Below are 17,259 nucleotides of genomic sequence, written 5' to 3' on the forward strand. Positions count from 1 at the left end.
CCTCCCTGTCGGAGGAGACGGATTTCTCAGGCTTCAGCCCTGCTTCGCACCGTACAGATAGGGGTTCAAGGTCGGGTCGTTGTACATCTTGAACTGGCGATAGACCTTGTAATGCGCGCGGCCGGCCGCGCAATCGTCCAGCAATTGCGCCAGACAGGCCGCCAGGTCGGCACGCTGCTCGCGCAGGCGGGCGAGTTTGGCCTGACAGGTGGCGATGTGCTCGGCAGAGGCGTCGGAACGGCGGGTCTGTTCGCCCATGTGAAAGATCTTCAAGGCCAGGATGGATATGCGGTCGATCATGCTGCCCGCGGTTTCGGAATTCAGCCGGCTGCCTTCCACGGCAGGAGGCAGCGCCGACAGGAAGACTTCGTCCATGCGTTCGATGGCGTCGTTCCGTTTCTGGTTGTAACCGTCGATGGCGCGCTTGTTGGCGGCGATCTCCGCATCCGCCACGTCCTTGCGGCGGGCCAGGTCTTCCTCGTCCCACAGCAGGTTGTTGAAGCGATGATTCAGTTCGAGGAACTGCCACAGGCCTTCACTAAAGCGTGCGGGGATGTTCTTGGCCCAGCTGCGGTTGGTCACGCATTCGTCGTGAAAGGCAATGATGTCGGTGGAGTCGATCAGCTTGGTCATGAGCAACGGTGTCCAGCATGGGAGAGGCGGCATTCTACGCTGAGTCCCTTCGCAGCATAGTAAGCTCGCTGCAACAGTCCTGACATATGCTTGCCGGCCCCGTCCGGAGAACCCGCGAGATGGAAAGTCCCTTCAAAGGCAAGACCGGCCTGGCCCGTATCTGGAATGCCTTCAACTATTCGCGTGCCGGTCTGTGCGAGGCTTTCCGCCACGAGGACGCCTTCCGCCAGGAAGTGCTGCTGGCCTGCGTGCTGATTCCGTTCGCGTTGCTCTCATCCCGCAGCGGCGCAGAGAAAGCCCTGCTCATAGCCTGCGTGCTGCTGGTGCTGATCGTGGAGCTGCTGAACTCGGCCGTGGAGGCCGTGGTGGACCGCGTCTCGCTGGAGCGGCACGAACTTGCCAAACGCGCCAAGGACATTGGCAGCGCCGCCGTGCTGATCACGCTGCTCAACTTGTTGGCGGTCTGGCTGCTGGTGTTCTTGGGGTGAACGTCATCGGTCTGTCACGCGTGGCGGCCATCATCGGCGGTATCCCCGTCCGGCTTTCGGCGGGAATTCCGCCGAGGTCCGCCGATGGAAACCGCCCGCCTGCACCTGCAGACCCTAGCGCCGTCGCGTCGCCAGCTGCGTCTGGCCGTGGTTACCGAGACCTATCCGCCCGAGGTCAACGGCGTGGCAATGAGTACCGGGCGCGTGGTCGAGGGGCTGCTCGCGCGTGGTCATGAGGTGCAGTTGATCCGTCCGCGCCAGACGCCGGCCGATCGGCCCGTGAATGCGCCTGGATTCGACGAGATGCTGTCGGCTGGCATTCCCCTGCCCCGTTACAACCACCTGAAACTGGGGTTGCCAGCGCGCCAGGCCTTGCTGCGCGCCTGGAACCTGCGCCGGCCGGACGTGGTGCAGATCGTCACCGAAGGGCCGCTGGGCTGGTCAGCAGTAGCCGCCGCGCGCAAATTGCGGCTGCCGGTGGTCACCGAGTTCCATACCAACTTCCACAGCTACAGCCGCTATTACGGTGTGGGCTGGCTCAAGCAGCCGTTGGCTGCCTGGCTGCGCCGTTTCCACAACAAGGGTGATCTTTGCCTGGTGCCTACCGACGCCTTGCGCGCCGAGCTGGTTGCTGGCGGTTATGCGCGGCTGGCGGTGCTGGCGCGCGGCGTGGATACACAGTTGTTCTCTCCTGCGCGGCGCAGCGAGGCCCTGCGCGCGCAGTGGGGCGTGACGCCAGGCACGCCGGTGTGCGCCATCGTCAGCCGTCTGGCCCCGGAAAAGAACCTGGCCCTGGGGCTGCGGGCCTTCGAGGCCTTCCGTGCACAGCGCCCCGACGCGCGCCTGCTCGTCGTCGGCGACGGTCCGGCGCGGGTGGCGCTGCAGGCCAGCCATCCGCAGCATCTGTATGCCGGCATGCGCACGGGCGAGGATCTGGCCGCGCACTATGCGTCGGCGGAGCTTTTCCTCTTCCCCAGCCTCACCGAGACCTTCGGCAACGTGATCACCGAGGCGCTTGCCAGTGGCCTGCCGGTGCTGGGCTTCGATTACGCCGCCGCGGCCGAGATGTTGCGCGATGGCGTGAACGGCTTGCTCGCCCCCTTTGGCGATGAACAGGCTTTCGTGGCCGCAGCCGCCCGCCTGGGGGCGGACAGTCCACTGCGCGCAGCGATGGCCACGCGAGCGCCTGAAAGTGTGCAGCATCGCGACTGGCAGGGCGTGATCCTGCGGCTGGAGCAGCATCTGGAAGAGGTGATCGGGGAGCACCAGCGGCGCCAGGTGGAGAAGAGCGGGTTGGGCGTGGTGATCGAATAGCGGCCGGTGTTTGGCAACGGCGCGTGTCGCAAGAGGTGACGGTGCGCCCGCCATGCGCACCATCGGTCACGGCCAGGCGCGGGCGCCCCAGATCATGCGCCGGGCGAGGAAGCGGCGCAGTGGCGGCAGGGCCTGCAGGCCGCGCAGGCCGATGTCGCGCAGGGGCGAGGCCAGCGGCAGCTGGCTGCCGAAGCCGCGTACCAGCAGGTCAGTGAAGCTGGCTGTGGTTTGGCGGTCCAGGCTGCGGCTGCGCGCGTAGCGTGCGAGCAGCGCGGCGGTGCCCGGGTCGGGCGCATCGGTCAGCTGTTCGGCCAGTTGCCAGGCATCGCGCAGCGCCAGATTGAAGCCCTGGCCGGCCACCGGGTGCAGGGTCTGTGCAGCATTGCCCAGCCAGACCTGGCGTGCAGCGACGGGGCGTTCGCGCAGGCTCATCGTCAACGGGTAATGCGCGCGGCCGCGCAGTGCAGTCAGTTTCACGTCTGTCGGCAGGGCCGCGTTCAGTGTCGCCAGCCATTCGTTGTCGGGGGCCGCAAGCAAGGCTTCGGCGCGCGTGCTGGGCACGGTCCACACCACGGCATAGCCCTCGCCTTCGGGGAGCAGCGCGATCGGCCCCTGCGGCGTGAAGCGCTCGTGGGCGAGGCCCGCGTGCGGCGTTGCAGGTGTGGCGTGGCAGATCAGCGCGACCTGGGCATAGTCGTGGCGGCGATCCGCTTCCGTGGATTCGATGCGGCCCTCGCAGCGCACCGCAAGGCGTGCCGTGAAATCGGCTCCGCCGGCACCATGCACGCGCACGTGGCTTCCTTCCGCCTGTAGCCGGATGATGCGTTGTTGCCAGCGCACGTCGAGGCCCGCTGCTTGGGCGCGTGCCCATAACGCGGCTTCCAGCGCTTCGGCGGAAACTACATAACCCAGCGCGGGCAGCGCCAGCTCGGTGGCGTCGAGCCAGGTTTCGCCGCAGCCCTCAGCCTGCGTCACGCGGATGCGGGTGATCGGTGTGGCAGCATCAATGGGCCAGGCGTCGAGCAGCTCCAGCAATTCGCGGCTGCCATGGGAGAGCGCCAGGCTACGCGCATCGCGCTGCACACCGGGGCCAGGGCGGGCGTCCACCAGCTGTACGCACTGGTGGCCGCGCCGCTGCAGCGCCAGGGCTGTGGTCAGGCCGAGCGGGCCGGCGCCGATCAGGGTGATGTCGCTCATCTGCATTCCTGAGGAAACCTCCCGGATTCCGGCTTTTGGCCTGCATCCGGGCTACACGGTGGGCGCCCGTTCATGTTTCGATACCTCGGCACGAACGGATCGGGCGTGGCAGGCGATGGTGCGCATGGCGCACCCTACGCGACTGGATCCCGGCCTGCGCCGGGATGAGAGCGTATATGTCAGGCCGAAACCGGGCCTGCATCAATCGCCCTCCATCAGTGCTTCCACGTCCTTGATGCATTTGGGGGCGGCGCTGGTGAGGATTTCCGGCCCGGCGGCGCTGACGTGTACGTCGTCTTCGATGCGTACGCCGATGTTCCAGAAGGCTTCGGGCACGTCGTCGGCGGGGCGGATGTAGCAGCCGGGCTCGATGGTGAGCACCATGCCCTCCTCCAGCGGGCGCCATTCGCCGCTCAGCTTGTATTCGCCGGCGTCATGCACGTCCAGCCCCAGCCAGTGGCTGGTACGGTGCATGTAGAAACGGCGGTACGCGGTGGTTTCCAGCACTTCGTCAAGGCTGCCCTTGAGCACGCCCAGGTCGATCAGGCCTTGCGAAAGGATGCGCACCACGGTGTCGTGCGGCGTGGCAAAGGTGTTGCCCAGCCGGCATTCGGCAAGTGCGGCCTTCTGCGAGGCGAGTACCAGTGCATAGATGTCGCGCGCGGCCCCCTCGAAGCGGCCATTGACCGGGAAGGTGCGCGTGATGTCGCCAGCGTAGCTGTCGAATTCGCAGCCAGCGTCGATCAGCAACAGTTCGCCGTCCTGCATCCGGCGGTCGTTGGAGACGTAGTGCAGCACGCAGGCGTTGGGGCCGCTGGCGACGATGGAGGGGTAGGCCGGGTACTGGCTGCCGCTGCGGCGGAATTCGTGCAGCAGTTCGGCTTCGACTTCGTATTCGTACATGCCCGGGCGGGCGTGGCGCATGGCGCAGATGTGCGCGGCGGCCGTGATTTCGGCGGCGCGGCGCAGCAGCTCCAGCTCGGCGCCATCCTTGATCAGGCGCATCTCGTCGAGTTCGGCGTGTGGATCACGCAGGGTGCCAGGCGCCTTCACGCCGTTGCGTACGCCGGCGCGCACGGCATTCAGCGCCTGCATCACCTGTTTGTCGTGCGTATCGTCGTGGCCCAGCGCGTACCACAGCGCGGGTTGGTCGCCCAGTAGCGCAGGCAGTTGCTCGCCCAGGGTATCGACGGTGTGGGCTTCATCGAGGCCGAATTGCTCGCACGCCGCTGCGGGGCCGAAACGGTAGCCATCCCAGATTTCCCGCTCTTCATGCTTGGCACGACAGAAAAGGATGCTGCGCGTGTTGTCGGCGTCCACCACCAGTGCCAGCCAGGCTTCGGGCTCGGTGAAGCCGGTGAGGTAATGGAAGTAGCTGTCGTGGCGGTAGGGGAAGTCGCTGTCGCGGTTACGAGGCCGTTCCGGTGCGGTGGGAATCAGGGCGATGCCGCCGCCTGCGGCACGCAGGCGTTCGGCCAGCCGCGCACGGCGGGCGGCGAAAGGGGCGGGATTGAAGCTCATCGGGGTCACTACGCATGTTGTCGGGCCGCAGCATCCAGCATCACGCTGGCGCGCCCCCACAACAGGGGCCGGCCCTCGGTTTCGATCCGGAAACTGTACATCAGGTGGTTGCCGCTGTCCGAAAGACATTCGGCGTACACCCGGAGTGCGCCGGGGATGTCGTCCAGCCGCGAGGCCAGGCATTCGACTTCGCGCACGCTGGTGAGAAAGCCTGCGCGCGGGGCTTCGTCCGTACCGGCGCGCAGCGCGCCATGTATGGCCATGGCCTGGGCGGCGTATTCGATGCCGTTGAGGATGTCCAGGCCATCTGCGCCACGCAGGGGATTGGCCGGATCACGGTGGCTGCCGGCGTGGCAGCTGATGGCTTCGGGTGTCCAGGCAAGCACGCCGTCCAGCAGGCACATGTTGCCGGCGTGAGGGATGCGTGCGGCGATGCCGGCGCGGTCCAGGATCGTCACGCAGCCACCTCGATGGCGAGCGACAGGTCGTCGAAATAGTCGATCACGCAACGGCCTTGCTCGCTGCGCGCCAGGCGTTGCAGCAGCGGCAGGGCACGGGCGGCCGGCACGCTGCGGCGCAGGTTTTCCAGGCCTGTGTCGGCGAGCGGGTCCGGGGCGTCCTGTCCCAGCGAGAGGGTCAGGCGTGCAAAGTGCGTGGCGGCCGGCTGGGCGGTGAACAGCAGTGCGACACCGAAGGCGTGCGGGATCGGCCGGCAGGCATAGAGCGGTTGCGGATAGGCCGTGTCGTAGGCCAGCAGCAGACAGGGGCGGCCATTCGTGGCGACTTGGCTGGCGGCTTCGAGCAGGCCGGCGGCGAAGGTGGCGTCATATGCGCACAGGCTGGTGGAGGGTGCCATGCAGTGCGTGGCGATGCTCCAGTAGCCCGAGGGCGCGTTGTGCACCGAATTGTGGAAGCGTGTGGGCGAGACTGCGCGGTCGTCGGTGGCCAGGGTTTCCAGGATGGCGTGGCAGTTGTCGCAATCGCCGCCGGTGGAGGAGAACACGTTGGCGAGCTGGCTGGCATCTGCGCCGGCCTGGCTCACGGCGTCGAAGCCGATGGCCATCGACAGCTTCACGGGCAGACCGACACGGCGGCGTTCGGCCGGTGGCAGCGCCTGGGCCGGCGGCAATGCAAGTTCGCCCGGGGCGAAGGGGGCGTCGTCGGCCAGCGTGGCGCGTGCCTGCAGCCAGCCGTTGAGACCGGGGCCGTACAGGCGGACGGCAGAAACGCAGACCTGCAGTTGGCTCATGCCGCCACCTTCGAGAAAAGCAGGCTGGCGTTGCTGCCGCCGAAGCCGAAGGAATTGGAGAGGACGTGGCGCATGGGTTGCTCACGATTGGCCAGAAGGTAGTTGCAGTGCAGGCGCGAATCCCGCTGCGTGGTGCCGGCACCGCCCGGCATGAAATCGTGTTGCAGGGCCAGTGCCGAAGAGCGCGGTCACGCCCTTGTCTTCGGCGGCGTCATTGCTGGGCGTGGAGGTACCGTGCAGGTTGATGTAATCGATGTCGGCAGGCTGCAAACCGGCCATGTCCAGCGCGGCCTGCATTGCGGCGCGTGCGCCGAGGCCCTCGGGGTGCGGGGCAGACATGTGATGTGCATCGCTTGATTCGCCGATGCCCGCCACCACGATCTCGCCCGCCGCCGGTGCGCCCCCTTCGAGCAATACGAAGGCTCCGCCTTCGCCGATGGAGATGCCGTCGCGGAATTCGTCGTAGGGCTTGCAGGCGTTGCGCGAGACCAGCTGCAGCGAGTTGAAGCCGTACAGCGTGGTCAGGCACAGCGAATCGATGCCGCCGACGATGGCTGCGTCGATGAGGCCGCAGGCCATCATGCGCTGTGCGTCGCCGAATACCTTGGCGGAGGACGAACAGGCAGTGGAAACCACCCAGGCAGGGCCGTGCAGGCCGAAATAGCTGCGCACGAAGTCGCCCACGGAGTAGCTGTTGTGGGTGCGCCGGTAATCCAGGTCGCCGGGCCAGGTGCCGGTGGCCGTGTCGCGCTGGCGGAAGGCGATCTTGGAGCTGAGGATGCCGGCGGTGCTGGTGCCGAGGAAGACGCCGATGCGTGTGTCGCCATAGCGCGCGATGGCTTCGCGCACGCGTGCCGAGAAATCGTCGCATTCCAGCGCGCGCTGGGCGAGGCGGTTGTTGCGGCAATCGAAGGCCGCCAGATCGTCGCGCAGGCGGAAATCGTCCAGCCCGGCCACTTCGCCGATGCAGGTGTCCAGCGTGGTGGTTTCCCACTGCTTGCGCACGAGGCCGCTGCGTTGCGCGCGCAGGGCGTCGAGATTGGCGGCAAGGCCGGCGCCGAGTGCGCTGGCAAGGGTATAAGCGGTCAGGCGAAGCGGCACGCTGTCTCCTGGAGCGGGCAGAAAGGAGGCGATTCTACCCCGCGGCCTGCGGCACACGTGCGATCAGCATTACGTTGGCAAAGGGCTGATGGCCGTTCATGGGCCGGGTTTCAACCTTGAAGCCGCGCGCTTCGAGTATGCGCACCCACTCGGCCAGCGGTCGGCACCACATGCGCGACAGGCGATGCCCCTGGATGAAAGAGATGCCGCGATCCACCCACTGGCTGATGCGGAAGCGCAGACCGCCGTTGGCGTCACCCACGCGGGTGAGGAACAGGCCGCCCGGAGGCAAGGCCGCGCGGATGCGGTCGAGCAGGAGATCCTGGGCGGCGTGGTCCACGTAGTGCAGTACGTCGAGGATGGCAACCACGTCGAAGCCTTCCAGCGCCACTTCACGCATGTCGCCACCGGAGAGCGCCACGCGTCCCGGATAGTGCGGCAGCAGCGCCCGCATGCCGGCCTCGGCTTCGCGCGCCATCAGCTCCACGCCCGTGAAATGCAGGTCTCGTGGAGGGCGATGGGTATCCGCGGGCCATTCCCCACGCGCGGCGAGCGCTTCGGCGGCCAGATGCCAGGCCGCGAGCAGGCCCCGGCCACAGCCCAGATCGAGCACACGGGCTTGATCCGGGAAGACCGCGCCGTCGACCAGTGCGGTGAAGATGGCGTCCCCGCCAAGCTTGCCGCGCGCCCAGCGGTGATGCACCACGCCCACTGCACGGTAAGGGGCGCTGGCGGCATCCAGCAGACGGCGGCGGAAAATGGGGCTCATGGCGGAATTCATGGCAATACGTCTCGCAGTGTGACCGGGCGCAGCCCGCGTGATTTCAGCGTCTGCAGCAAGCGTGGCAACACCTCCAGGATCAGGGGCTCACGGCCTTCGCGCGCGCCGGCATTGCCGTCGTGCAGCAGCAGGATGTCGCCCGCCAGCAACTCGTCGGTCAGGGCGGCGAAAACCGCGTCGGCGCTACGTGCGCGGGTATCGAATTCGCGCCGTGTCCAGCTCGCGAGGTGTAGTCCCTGCGCGTGCAGCACGGGGTCGAGGAAGGGATTGCGCAGCCCGGCCAGCGCCCGGTAGAAGCGCGGCGGTACGCCGGTGATCGCCGTCAGCGTGTCCTGCGCCGTGGCGATCTCGCGTCGCCAGCCCGCCGGGCCGGAGAAGGCGAGGGGGTGGCGCTGGCCGTGGTTTTCCACGGCGTGACCGCCGGCACGCATCAGGCGCACCAGCTCCGGATGCTCGGCGGCACGCTCGCCGATGCAGAAGAAAGTGGCACGCACGCTGTGCGCGGCGAGGATGTCCAGCACGTGCGGCGTCACGTCCGGGTCCGGTCCGTCATCGATGGTGATCGCCACTTCGCCACGCGCGGCGGCATCCGCCGGCAGGCGCGTGATGTTGGGGCCGAGCAGGCTGCTGCGCGGCCACAGGCCGGCGAGCGCGATCAGCCCATGGTCGAGCAGGAACAGGCTCAGCCACACCTGCCAGTGCTGCGGCCACGCCAGTGCGGCTGCGAGCAACAGGGCGTGCAGTACGAGGGAGAACAGCAGGAAGGGGGCGGGGCGCCAGGCGCGTCGCGGCGGATTCATGCGGCCGCATGTTCTGGGAGGTGCGCCGGGGCGTCAACGCTCGCCGTGGTCCGCCCGGCTCATCTGCCGCCTGTGCGGGGCAGGGTGGCGAGATAGCGATAGATGGCCTGCAGGGCCTGCTCGTTGTTGACGCCGGGCAGCAGCTTTTTCGTACCGGGGATCCGTTTGGCCGGTGCGCGCAGATAGCTCATGAATTCCGCCTCGCTCCAGACGATGCCGGAGGTCTTCAGCGCGTCGGAGTAGGCATAGCCCGGTGTGGTGCCGGCTTTCTGGCCGGGCACGCCGTTCAGGGCCGGCCCCAGGCGGCTGCCCTTGCCGGGCGTGAGCGAGTGGCAGGCCTTGCAGTATTGCCTGAATCCGCGTTCGCCCCCATTGGCGGCTGAGGTCTGGGCCAGGCTCGTGCTTGCCGTGCCCAGCAGCATCAGCGCCAGGCAGCAGGAGGGGATTGCCCGCAGGGGGGTGTTCACGAGGCGTTCCGTGCCGCCTCGGCAAACACGGCTTCCAGCCGTTCGGGGGGCGGTGCGCCGACGAAACTCTGGCGCAGGACGCCATCCGCGCCGATGACGAAGGAGGTCGGCGTGCCCACCACCTTGTAGCGTTCGCGCGTCATGCCGAGGGAATCCCGGATCACCGGAAAGGTGAGCCCCTGTTTGCTCAGGGTCTCCTGGAGGGAGACGTCTTCTGGGTCGACATTGATCGCCACCACTTCCACCCGGTCGCGGTATTCGCGGCTCAGCGCTTCCAGGTGGGGCATCTCGGCCAGGCAGGCGCCGCAGGTGGTCGACCAGAAATTCAGGTAGATGCTGCGCCCTTGCCATTGCGCCAGCTTGACCGGCTCGCCCTGCAGGTCGACGGCTGCGATTTCGGGCGCGGCTGCGCCCGTCTGTGCGGATTCTTCCTTGCAGGCGGGCAGCAGGGCGATCAGGGAAATCAAGGCGGGGGCAAGCCAGCGTTTCATTGCATGATCCTTCCGTGTTGCAGGCGCACGACCCGCTGGGCGTAGGCGCCCAGCGCGGGGTTGTGCGTCACCATGACGATGGTGCGGCCTTCGCTGTGCAGACCTTGCAGGATCTCCAGCACGCGTGCTTCGTTTTCCGCATCCAGATTGCCGGTCGGTTCGTCCGCAAACAGCAGCGGCGGTTCGTTGATCAGCGCGCGCGCGATGCAGACCCGCTGCTGCTCGCCACCGGAAAGCTCGCTCGGCAGGTGGTCCACCCGGTGTGCCAGCCCCACTTCCTCCAGCGCCCGGCGGGCCGAAGCCTCGTCGGTCACACTGTGGTAGTGCTGCGCCAGCATGACGTTTTCCAGCGCGTTCAGATACGGGATCAGGTGGAACTGCTGGAACACCAGGCCGATGTGGCGGGCGCGGAACTGGCGCCGGGCCTCTTCGTCGAAGCCGGCGGCATTCACGCCATCCAGCCACAGCTCGCCTGCCGTAGGCGTGTCCAGACAGGTGAGCAGATTCATCAGCGTGGTCTTGCCTGAGCCGGAGGAGCCCATCAGGGCGACGAATTCGCCCTTGGCAACGGAGAAGCTGACGTCATCGAGCGCGGCTACGTTGCCGAAGTGCTTGCTCAGATGACGGGCTTCGATGGCGCTCGTGGCGGTCACGCGGGATTCTTCGGGCATTGCGTCATTCACCTTTCAGCACTCTGGCGGGCTGGATATACATGATGCGGCGCAGCGGCAGCACGGCTGCACCGAGTGCTGCCGACAGGGACAGGGCGACCGTGATCGGCAGCACCCAGGCGCGCAGGCCGATGCTTGCGGAAAACACCGTCTGCCCCAGCACCTGCGCCAGCACGAAGCCGGCCAGGCAGCCCACCACGGTGGCCGCCAGGGAGATGGCCAGGGTTTCCAGCAGCACCTGCCGCACGATGGTGCGGTTGGCCGCGCCCAGCGCCTTCTGCAAGGCGAATTCGCGCTGACGCTCGCTGACGATGGCAGTCAGCGAGGTATTCACGCACAGCGTGGACAGCAACAGGATGACGATGGATACCAGCCCCATCAGCCCCTGGATCTTGACCAGCACGTTCCCCTCGTTGGCCGACACCTTGCGGATCGGGCGCACGGCCCAGTCGGCATGGCCGGTGCGCAGGGCCGCGGCGAACTGCTCCACGTTGCCCGCGCTGTTCATCATGCTGAACAGCGCGTGAGACATGAGTCCCGGCTTCTCGAGCCAGTCCTGCGCCAGTTCGAGGCTGATGAAGAGCAGGCTGTCGCTGGCATCTCCAGCATCGACGATGCCCTTGATCCGCAGAGCCTTCTTCTGCCCGTCCTTGACCAGCGAGAGCGTGTCGCCCACGGCGAGATTCAGCCGTGAGGCCAGTGTGCGGCCGATCATGGCGTTGCGGTCGTCGAAATCCACGCCGATCCAGGCGCCTTCCACCTGCCAGTAGGGCACCAGCGCGGGCAGCGCGGAAAAACGAACGCCGGCGAGCGCCACGTTTTCCAGCTCGCTGCGCGCGGTGCCGTACAGATAGGGGCTGCCGGCGGCGACCAGGCCCGGCGGTGCGGCGCTGACCAGACGGTCAAAATCCGCCTCGGGCAGGGTGTGGCCGTGGGCCGGGCCGAGATAGAAGTTGGCGCCGAAGGTGCGCAGCTCCCGGCTCATCTTGATGTCGATGTCGAAATACACCGAGACCAGCGCATTGACGATCGCCGTGCTTACCATCAAGGCGAAGAACACCACCCAGACGCGCTGGTTGCGCACCGAGAGGGCGCGCCACAGCAGCCGTCTGGTTATCTGTCTACTGGCGGCCATACAGCACCTCGGCGGGGTAGAGCCGGACGATGCGCCGGGCGGGGAACCAGGTGCCCGCCAGCGCGATGAGCAACGACACCAGCAGCACGGCGGGCACCACGATCCAGGAGAATGCCAGCGCTTCGCCGAACAGTTGCCAGCCGATGGCACGCGCCAGCCCCCAGCCCGCCAGGCAGCCCAGCACCCCGCCGGCCAGGCTGCTCATCGCCGCCTCGGCGTAGAACAGCAGGGCGATGCGCCAGTCGTGCGCACCCATGGCCTTCATCAGGCCGATTTCCTTGGCACGCTCGATCAGTGTGCTGGTCATCAGCGAGGCGATACCCATCGCCGCCGCGATCAGCGCCGCGCCGGTGGCCATGATCAGCAGCCACTGGATCTTGTCGATGATGACGCCTTCGGAAGCTGCGACCTGCCAGATCGGTCGGGCGATGCTGCCTGACACCACCTCTTCCAGCTGGTGCGCGATGGAGGATACGTAGGCGGTGCAGTACCACTGATCGTAGGTCTCCGCATCGAGCGCGTCCGGATTCCGGAGCGCGCGGCGGGAAAGTTCGTTTTCAGGCACGGTCAGCGCCGACACACGGATCGAGCCGATCCGCCCCGGCTGGCCGAGCCAGGTCTGTACCCGCGCCAGCGGGGCCACCAGCGCAGCTTCCTCGTCGCCCCCGGAATGCAGGATGCCGGTGATGAGCAGGGGCTCGCCACCCACGTTCAGCTGCGTGCCGGGCGTCCAGCCGTGGCGGGCGGCCAGTTCCGCGCCAGCCAGCGCTTCCGCGCGGGCGTCATCCGGCCAGCGGCCGTCGATCTGCCAGTACGGGCTGATGATCTTCTGCCCGGTGTGATAGCCAGGGTCGTCCGGTACCGCCAGCGGTTGGTCGAAGAAGGTGCCGATGACGCGCACGTTGGCACCTTCCACCGCGATCTCTCCACCCAGCAGCGGCGCGAAGCCGACGAGGTCGTTGCGCCAGAAGATCTCCATCAGGTTGGGCAGCTCGGCTTCTGGCAGCGTGCTCTGCTCCGTCAGCGGATTGTCTTCTCCCTCGCCGAGCAGCGAGGGCAGCACGGCCTGCCCGGCGGGTTCGAGCAGGATGTTGGCGCCGTAGGATTTCATCTCCTTCGCCATCTGGTCGCCGATGTCGATGGAGACCAGCATCAGCGCGGAGAGCAGGCTGGCCGCGAGGAACACGGTCGCCACGGCCAGCAGCTTGCGTCTGGGATTGCGGCGCCAAGACTGACGCAGCATGCGCAGGATCATGGTGCCGCTCCCTGCGCGGCCGGCTCGGCGGCCTTGTCTTCCGGCAGGTATTTCTCCGGATCGTCGCGGAAGGCTTCAAGCGCGGCTTCGTCGGCGAAGAAATAGGTCTTGCCGGCGTAGACGTAGTGGAATGCCGCAGAAGTGTTGGTGAGCTTCCTGCCGGAGACAGGATCGGTCACCTCGATGGTCAGGACGGTGCTGAACAAGGGCAATCCGGCCTCCAGCGAGGCTTTCGGGATCACGATCTCGCCCCCTTCGACCCGCCAGTTCTCCACCGGTACCGGATTGCAGCCGCCAGGCTTGCCGATGCTGGGCTTGAACAGATGCACACCGCAGCCGACGCAGACGATCTGGTCACCCTGCTGCACGTAGCCTTTGTCGCCACACAGCAGGCAGGCATCCATCACCACACTGGGCGAGGCGCGGTCTTCCAGACGGTTGATGACGAAGAAGCGCACCACCTTGCCGTCGTCGGCGACCCAGGCGAAACGGTGCAGGTTGCCATCCATCATCGGTGCGAGTGCGAGCCGTAGTTCGTCGTCCGCCGGGATTTCCACCCGTGTGGCAGCGGACAGGGCTGGCGGCCGTGAAGCCACCAGATCCCAGTAGGCATGTACGCCCCCCATCGTCACCAGCACGAGAGCCAGCGCGCCGAGCAGGCGTTGTGTCTGCCGGTAGGTGGCTTGCGCGATGCGGCGCGCAATCAGCGGCTGGGCTGCCTGCCAGGCCTGGCGGCGTGGCAGGGCCAGGCGGACAACCGCCACCGCCACCAGCAAGCCGACCAGCAACAGCGCGCCATACGCTGCGCCGGTTTCCAGATCGATGGTCCTTGCCGCGAAGGACAGGCGCGCGCGGGTCAGCTCCAGCGCCTGCAGCTTCATCAGCGAGAGCAGGATGTTGCCGCTCAGCGGCACCAGCAGCAGGGCGCCCGCTGCCAGCAGCAGCGGCCAGCGCCCACGTGGCAGTTCGCGCAGCAGGCGGGAAGTCAGCCAGCCCAGCAGCAGGCAGGCGGCGAATGCCGTGACGATGCTGGCCAGATTGACGATGAAATCGGTATTGATGACCGCAGTGGAAAGCGAAGCCAGCACCGGCGATCTGCCCCACAGGAGGCCGGCGAGAAGAATCAGTGCAATCTGCCAGAAGAACTCGCGCCGTGCGGTGAATTGCCAGAGCAGGAATCCGGCGAGCAGGACGAACTGCGCGATGCCCAGGCCAAGCGCGGCGAACTGGCTGGCGGGCAAGGCGAAACTCAGGCCGATGCCTGCGAGCAGGGCGCCCATGCTGGTCAGCAACAGGGACCAGGGGCCGCAAGAGGGCCGTGCCGCCCAGTGCGCCGCCAGCAGCAAGGCTGTCGGCAGGAAGGCTGGCAGGATCGAGGCCCAGTAGTAGCTCATGATTTCGATTGACCGAATGAAACCGGGTGGAACACGAAAGGCATTCCACCCGTGAGACTGCGCTTACTTTTTCTTCTTCAGGCCAGCGTACTTGAAGGAGAACGATACGTCGAACGGCCTCCACCAGCGGGCGACACCGGTTTCGGAATCGGTGTGGCGGTGCAGACCACCAGCCGAGGGGGGCTGGATGTGATAGGTCAGCTTGTAGTTGCCGACGCCGGGCATCTTGATGTTCTGACCGTAGTGGGGGCCATCGGCGGCCACCATCGGCATGAAGGTGCCGGTCTGCTTGGCGCCGGTATCGGTATTCGCCAGGGTGTACTCGATCACCAGGTTGGGCATCCATTCGCCGGCACCGAAGCCGTTCTTGTTGCCTTCGACGGCATGGATATCCGCTTCGAGGTGGATGTCCGACTGCGCTGCGGACAGGCCCATGCCGCGCGGCTCCATGTCGATCGGGGCCAGATAGACCGCCGCGATTTCCATTTCATTGAGGGTCACCGGCTCGCCGATGGGGAATTCCTCGAACGCCTGCGCGCTGAGGGTGAAAGCGCCGGCACAGACGGCGGCAAACAGCAAACGGGACTTCATGGTGCGACTCTCCTTGTGAGTGACAGGTAAGACGAGCGGAACGCTTGGGCCTCAGTGCGATGTTTCGCCGGAGACGGAAGCGGGCGCAGGCGGGGCGGAAGCTGGCGAACGCTGGCGTTTGAGCACCCACAGCGCGAACAGCGCTGCGAGCAGCAATAGCAATTGGGGGATGAGCGTTTCCCGGTAGGGATGTACGCCGAGCAGTGGAATTTCGGGCGCCCAGGCCCACAGCGTGGGCTGGAACAGCTTGCCTTCGATCAGTTCCATCATGCTCTTGCCGGCGAACACGAAGGCCATCAGGTACATGAAGCCGCCGGTGAACAGGAAGAACGGCCGCAGCGGCAGGCGTACCACCGACAGGCGCATGACCAGATAGGCGATACCCAGCAGCACGCAGCCGACAAGGAAGCCACCCAACAGGGCAAGGTTGTCGGCCGTGCCCGCCGAGTCGGCGATCAGTGCCTGGTAGAACAGCACGGTTTCCGCGCCCTCGCGATACACCGCCAGGAAGCTGGCGAACCACAGGCCGAACATCGAGCCTCTGGTCAGCGAGGCGGAGATCTTGCCTTCCAGATAGGCCTTCCAGTGCTCGGCCTCGGCCTTGGAAAGCAGCCAGTAGCTCATGCTGAACAGCACGAACACCGCGATGATCATGGTGAAGCCTTCCAGCAGCTCGCGTTGCGCACCGGCATTGGCGAAGAGCCAGTAGAAAGCTGCCGCGGTGACGACGCTGGCGACCAGCGCCACCACTACCGACTGGCGAATCAGCGGAAGCTTGTCGCGATGCCCGTTCTTCACCAGATAGGCGACGATGGCTGCCACGATCAGCAGCGCCTCCAGCCCTTCGCGCAGAATGATGATCAAGCTCATCAGTGCCAGCGACCACCCGGTCTGCCCCGCGCTGCCCAGTTGTGTAGCCGCCTGTGCCAGACCGGCCGAGAGAGCCTGCGCCTCCGCCTGCAGCTCGGCCATCGGCCGGCCAGCCTTCATCAGGCTCGTCAGGCGGGTGAAATGCCCTTCCAGCGCCAGCTTCGCGCTGGAGTCCCGCGCGCCGACGCGGCTTTCCATGCCGGTGGCCTCGAACAGATCGAAATAGCTGTCCTGCACTGCGGCGATGGCCTGCTTTGCGTCGCCCGCTTCGTAATGACCCAGGGCCTGAGCGATGGCTGCATCGATGTCGGTGGCGACATTCGCCCAGTTGGCTGTGCCGGTGCTGCCCTCATCCGCCATGACGTTGACTGTGGCGCTGGCGGGAATCGGCAGCGCTTCCAGTTGCTCCTCGATGTCCTGCAGCAGTGTGGTGATGCCGTAGCCGAGTCTGGTGATCTGCCCGGGTTCGGCGGCCAGCGCCAGCAGGGCCGAGAATTCCTGATTCAGTTTCTGGGTGTGCTGTGCGGAGCGATTCTGCCGGATCGCGATCTCCATCTCGGAGTTCTTGAAGCCATCGAACTGCGCTTTCTGGATGCTGGCCCGCGCGTTTTCGAAGTCGCCGCTCTGATAGAGCGAGATGCCGTCGGCCAGCAGATCGTCGATCAGGCGGTAGTAGTCGTGCCAGTACGGATCGATCTTTTCGTTGTCGTAGGTGCCGTGCGTGCCTTGCGCCGCCAGACGATGGCCGGCCTCGATGGCGGGCTGCACTTCCCGCAACTGGGCTTTCAGCCACGCGATGCGCGCATCCACCGCATCGAGCCCCTGCTTCTGCACGATCATCCGGCGGATCTCACCGAAGGCCGCTTCCATCTCGAAGCTCTTGCGGGCCGAGAGATTGATCCGGATCGGGCCTTCGAGATTTTCGAAAACCTCGAAGTACGCGGATTGGACCAGTGTCTTGGCAGCGTCGCCTTGCCCCTCCCGATAGGCTGCCGAAGCCTTGTCCAGGCGTCCTTCGATATCCTGGATAAAGGTCTCGTAGTCGCCCGGATCCGCCATCGCGGGCAAGGCCAGGATGCAGGCGAAGAGCAGGAACAAGATTTTTTTCATCATGGAAGGACGAACGCCCCGAAAAGACCCCGACTCCAGCGGATGCCGACACACATCCGCTACCGGATGCGCAGCTTGCCACAAGCGGCTTAACAATTTAAATAAAAATCATACTCAATTGAGCGTCGTCAGGAGGCGTTCTGCAAAATCGATCGGGAAGCCTCGGTTGCATGCGGATTGCGTAGCGCGTT

Annotated in this window: 18 protein-coding genes; 2 read left to right on the forward strand and 16 right to left on the reverse strand. The window is 66.3% G+C overall.

Features of this window, described 5'->3' with window-relative positions; all coding sequences use genetic code 11:
• Positions 1-33: 33 nt before the first annotated feature.
• Positions 34-633: a DUF4254 domain-containing protein gene (locus tag BGI27_RS04620; RefSeq protein ID WP_095523730.1), complete on the reverse strand. Its 600-nt coding sequence runs from the start codon at positions 631-633 to the stop codon at positions 34-36.
• A 119-nt stretch (positions 634-752) separates the two neighbouring features.
• Here BGI27_RS04620 and BGI27_RS04625 point away from each other — a divergent pair, with 119 nt between their 5' ends.
• Together BGI27_RS04625 and BGI27_RS04630 are read left to right on the forward strand one after the other, a co-directional pair.
• Positions 753-1,121: a diacylglycerol kinase gene (locus BGI27_RS04625; protein ID WP_095523731.1), complete on the forward strand. Its 369-nt coding sequence runs from the start codon at positions 753-755 to the stop codon at positions 1,119-1,121.
• An 84-nt stretch (positions 1,122-1,205) separates the two neighbouring features.
• Positions 1,206-2,435 carry a glycosyltransferase family 4 protein gene (locus BGI27_RS04630; RefSeq protein WP_095523732.1) on the forward strand — a complete coding sequence of 410 codons (1,230 nt, stop codon included), beginning with the start codon at positions 1,206-1,208 and terminating at the stop codon, positions 2,433-2,435.
• 66 nt (positions 2,436-2,501) lie between these two features.
• Here BGI27_RS04630 and BGI27_RS04635 read toward each other — a convergent pair whose 3' ends face one another.
• From BGI27_RS04635 to BGI27_RS04705, 15 genes are all read right to left on the reverse strand, one after another.
• Positions 2,502-3,632: an FAD-dependent monooxygenase gene (locus BGI27_RS04635; protein WP_223871602.1), complete on the reverse strand. Its 1,131-nt coding sequence runs from the start codon at positions 3,630-3,632 to the stop codon at positions 2,502-2,504.
• Between the two features lie 201 nt (positions 3,633-3,833).
• Positions 3,834-5,153 carry a Xaa-Pro aminopeptidase gene (gene pepP, locus BGI27_RS04640; RefSeq protein ID WP_095523734.1) on the reverse strand — a complete coding sequence of 440 codons (1,320 nt, stop codon included), beginning with the start codon at positions 5,151-5,153 and terminating at the stop codon, positions 3,834-3,836.
• Between the two features lie 8 nt (positions 5,154-5,161).
• The gene (locus BGI27_RS04645; protein WP_223871603.1) at positions 5,162-5,611 is read right to left on the reverse strand and encodes a hotdog family protein; all 450 of its coding nucleotides are present in this window, start codon (positions 5,609-5,611) and stop codon (positions 5,162-5,164) included.
• Entirely contained in the window at positions 5,608-6,402 is a 795-nt protein-coding gene (locus BGI27_RS04650) for a beta-ketoacyl synthase chain length factor (RefSeq protein WP_095523735.1), read from the reverse strand. The genes BGI27_RS04645 and BGI27_RS04650 overlap by 4 nt, the downstream gene beginning before the upstream one ends.
• Before the next feature lie 81 nt (positions 6,403-6,483).
• Positions 6,484-7,503 (reverse strand): beta-ketoacyl-ACP synthase, encoded by a 1,020-nt coding sequence (locus BGI27_RS04655; RefSeq protein ID WP_223871604.1) that lies wholly within the window; start codon positions 7,501-7,503, stop codon positions 6,484-6,486.
• 34 nt (positions 7,504-7,537) lie between these two features.
• Complete coding sequence (locus BGI27_RS04660) at positions 7,538-8,272, reverse strand: SAM-dependent methyltransferase (protein ID WP_095523736.1); 735 nt, start codon at positions 8,270-8,272, stop codon at positions 7,538-7,540.
• Positions 8,273-8,280: 8 nt separating this feature from the next.
• The gene (locus tag BGI27_RS04665; RefSeq protein ID WP_095523737.1) at positions 8,281-9,084 is read right to left on the reverse strand and encodes a polysaccharide deacetylase family protein; all 804 of its coding nucleotides are present in this window, start codon (positions 9,082-9,084) and stop codon (positions 8,281-8,283) included.
• 59 nt (positions 9,085-9,143) lie between these two features.
• Positions 9,144-9,551 carry a c-type cytochrome gene (locus BGI27_RS04670; protein WP_095523738.1) on the reverse strand — a complete coding sequence of 136 codons (408 nt, stop codon included), beginning with the start codon at positions 9,549-9,551 and terminating at the stop codon, positions 9,144-9,146.
• Positions 9,548-10,042, reverse strand: coding sequence for a TlpA family protein disulfide reductase (locus BGI27_RS04675; RefSeq protein ID WP_095523739.1), 495 nt, complete (start codon positions 10,040-10,042; stop codon positions 9,548-9,550). The genes BGI27_RS04670 and BGI27_RS04675 overlap by 4 nt, the downstream gene beginning before the upstream one ends.
• Positions 10,039-10,713, reverse strand: a complete 675-nt coding sequence (locus BGI27_RS04680) for an ABC transporter ATP-binding protein (protein ID WP_095523740.1) — start codon at positions 10,711-10,713, stop codon at positions 10,039-10,041. Before BGI27_RS04680 ends, BGI27_RS04675 begins: the two co-directional genes overlap by 4 nt.
• A 4-nt stretch (positions 10,714-10,717) precedes the next feature.
• A complete protein-coding gene (locus BGI27_RS04685) occupies positions 10,718-11,848 on the reverse strand; it encodes an ABC transporter permease (protein ID WP_095523741.1) in 1,131 nt (376 codons plus the stop codon).
• Complete coding sequence (locus tag BGI27_RS04690) at positions 11,835-13,103, reverse strand: ABC transporter permease (RefSeq protein WP_095523742.1); 1,269 nt, start codon at positions 13,101-13,103, stop codon at positions 11,835-11,837. Before BGI27_RS04690 ends, BGI27_RS04685 begins: the two co-directional genes overlap by 14 nt.
• Complete coding sequence (locus BGI27_RS04695) at positions 13,100-14,497, reverse strand: Fe-S-containing protein (protein WP_095523743.1); 1,398 nt, start codon at positions 14,495-14,497, stop codon at positions 13,100-13,102. Before BGI27_RS04695 ends, BGI27_RS04690 begins: the two co-directional genes overlap by 4 nt.
• A 63-nt stretch (positions 14,498-14,560) precedes the next feature.
• Positions 14,561-15,088 carry an iron transporter gene (locus BGI27_RS04700; RefSeq protein WP_095523744.1) on the reverse strand — a complete coding sequence of 176 codons (528 nt, stop codon included), beginning with the start codon at positions 15,086-15,088 and terminating at the stop codon, positions 14,561-14,563.
• A gap of 51 nt (positions 15,089-15,139) precedes the next feature.
• A complete protein-coding gene (locus BGI27_RS04705; RefSeq protein WP_095523745.1) occupies positions 15,140-17,071 on the reverse strand; it encodes an FTR1 family iron permease in 1,932 nt (643 codons plus the stop codon).
• Positions 17,072-17,259: the final 188 nt, after the last annotated feature.

It is taken from the genome of Candidatus Dactylopiibacterium carminicum (genome assembly GCF_014736495.1).
Classification (GTDB): domain Bacteria; phylum Pseudomonadota; class Gammaproteobacteria; order Burkholderiales; family Rhodocyclaceae; genus Uliginosibacterium; species Uliginosibacterium carminicum.

Bases quoted from the DNA above. Each gene is read 5' to 3' on its own strand.
- BGI27_RS04620 (WP_095523730.1), bottom strand. From the start codon at position 633: ATGACCAAGCTGATCGACTCCACCGACATCATTGCCTTTCACGACGAA.
- BGI27_RS04625 (WP_095523731.1), top strand. From the start codon at position 753: ATGGAAAGTCCCTTCAAAGGCAAGACCGGCCTGGCCCGTATCTGGAAT.
- BGI27_RS04630 (WP_095523732.1), top strand. From the start codon at position 1,206: ATGGAAACCGCCCGCCTGCACCTGCAGACCCTAGCGCCGTCGCGTCGC.
- BGI27_RS04635 (WP_223871602.1), bottom strand. From the start codon at position 3,632: ATGAGCGACATCACCCTGATCGGCGCCGGCCCGCTCGGCCTGACCACA.
- pepP (WP_095523734.1), bottom strand. From the start codon at position 5,153: ATGAGCTTCAATCCCGCCCCTTTCGCCGCCCGCCGTGCGCGGCTGGCC.
- BGI27_RS04650 (WP_095523735.1), bottom strand. From the start codon at position 6,402: ATGAGCCAACTGCAGGTCTGCGTTTCTGCCGTCCGCCTGTACGGCCCC.
- BGI27_RS04660 (WP_095523736.1), bottom strand. From the start codon at position 8,272: ATGAGCCCCATTTTCCGCCGCCGTCTGCTGGATGCCGCCAGCGCCCCT.
- BGI27_RS04665 (WP_095523737.1), bottom strand. From the start codon at position 9,084: ATGAATCCGCCGCGACGCGCCTGGCGCCCCGCCCCCTTCCTGCTGTTC.
- BGI27_RS04675 (WP_095523739.1), bottom strand. From the start codon at position 10,042: ATGAAACGCTGGCTTGCCCCCGCCTTGATTTCCCTGATCGCCCTGCTG.
- BGI27_RS04680 (WP_095523740.1), bottom strand. From the start codon at position 10,713: ATGCCCGAAGAATCCCGCGTGACCGCCACGAGCGCCATCGAAGCCCGT.
- BGI27_RS04685 (WP_095523741.1), bottom strand. From the start codon at position 11,848: ATGGCCGCCAGTAGACAGATAACCAGACGGCTGCTGTGGCGCGCCCTC.
- BGI27_RS04690 (WP_095523742.1), bottom strand. From the start codon at position 13,103: ATGATCCTGCGCATGCTGCGTCAGTCTTGGCGCCGCAATCCCAGACGC.
- BGI27_RS04695 (WP_095523743.1), bottom strand. From the start codon at position 14,497: ATGAGCTACTACTGGGCCTCGATCCTGCCAGCCTTCCTGCCGACAGCC.
- BGI27_RS04700 (WP_095523744.1), bottom strand. From the start codon at position 15,088: ATGAAGTCCCGTTTGCTGTTTGCCGCCGTCTGTGCCGGCGCTTTCACC.
- BGI27_RS04705 (WP_095523745.1), bottom strand. From the start codon at position 17,071: ATGATGAAAAAAATCTTGTTCCTGCTCTTCGCCTGCATCCTGGCCTTG.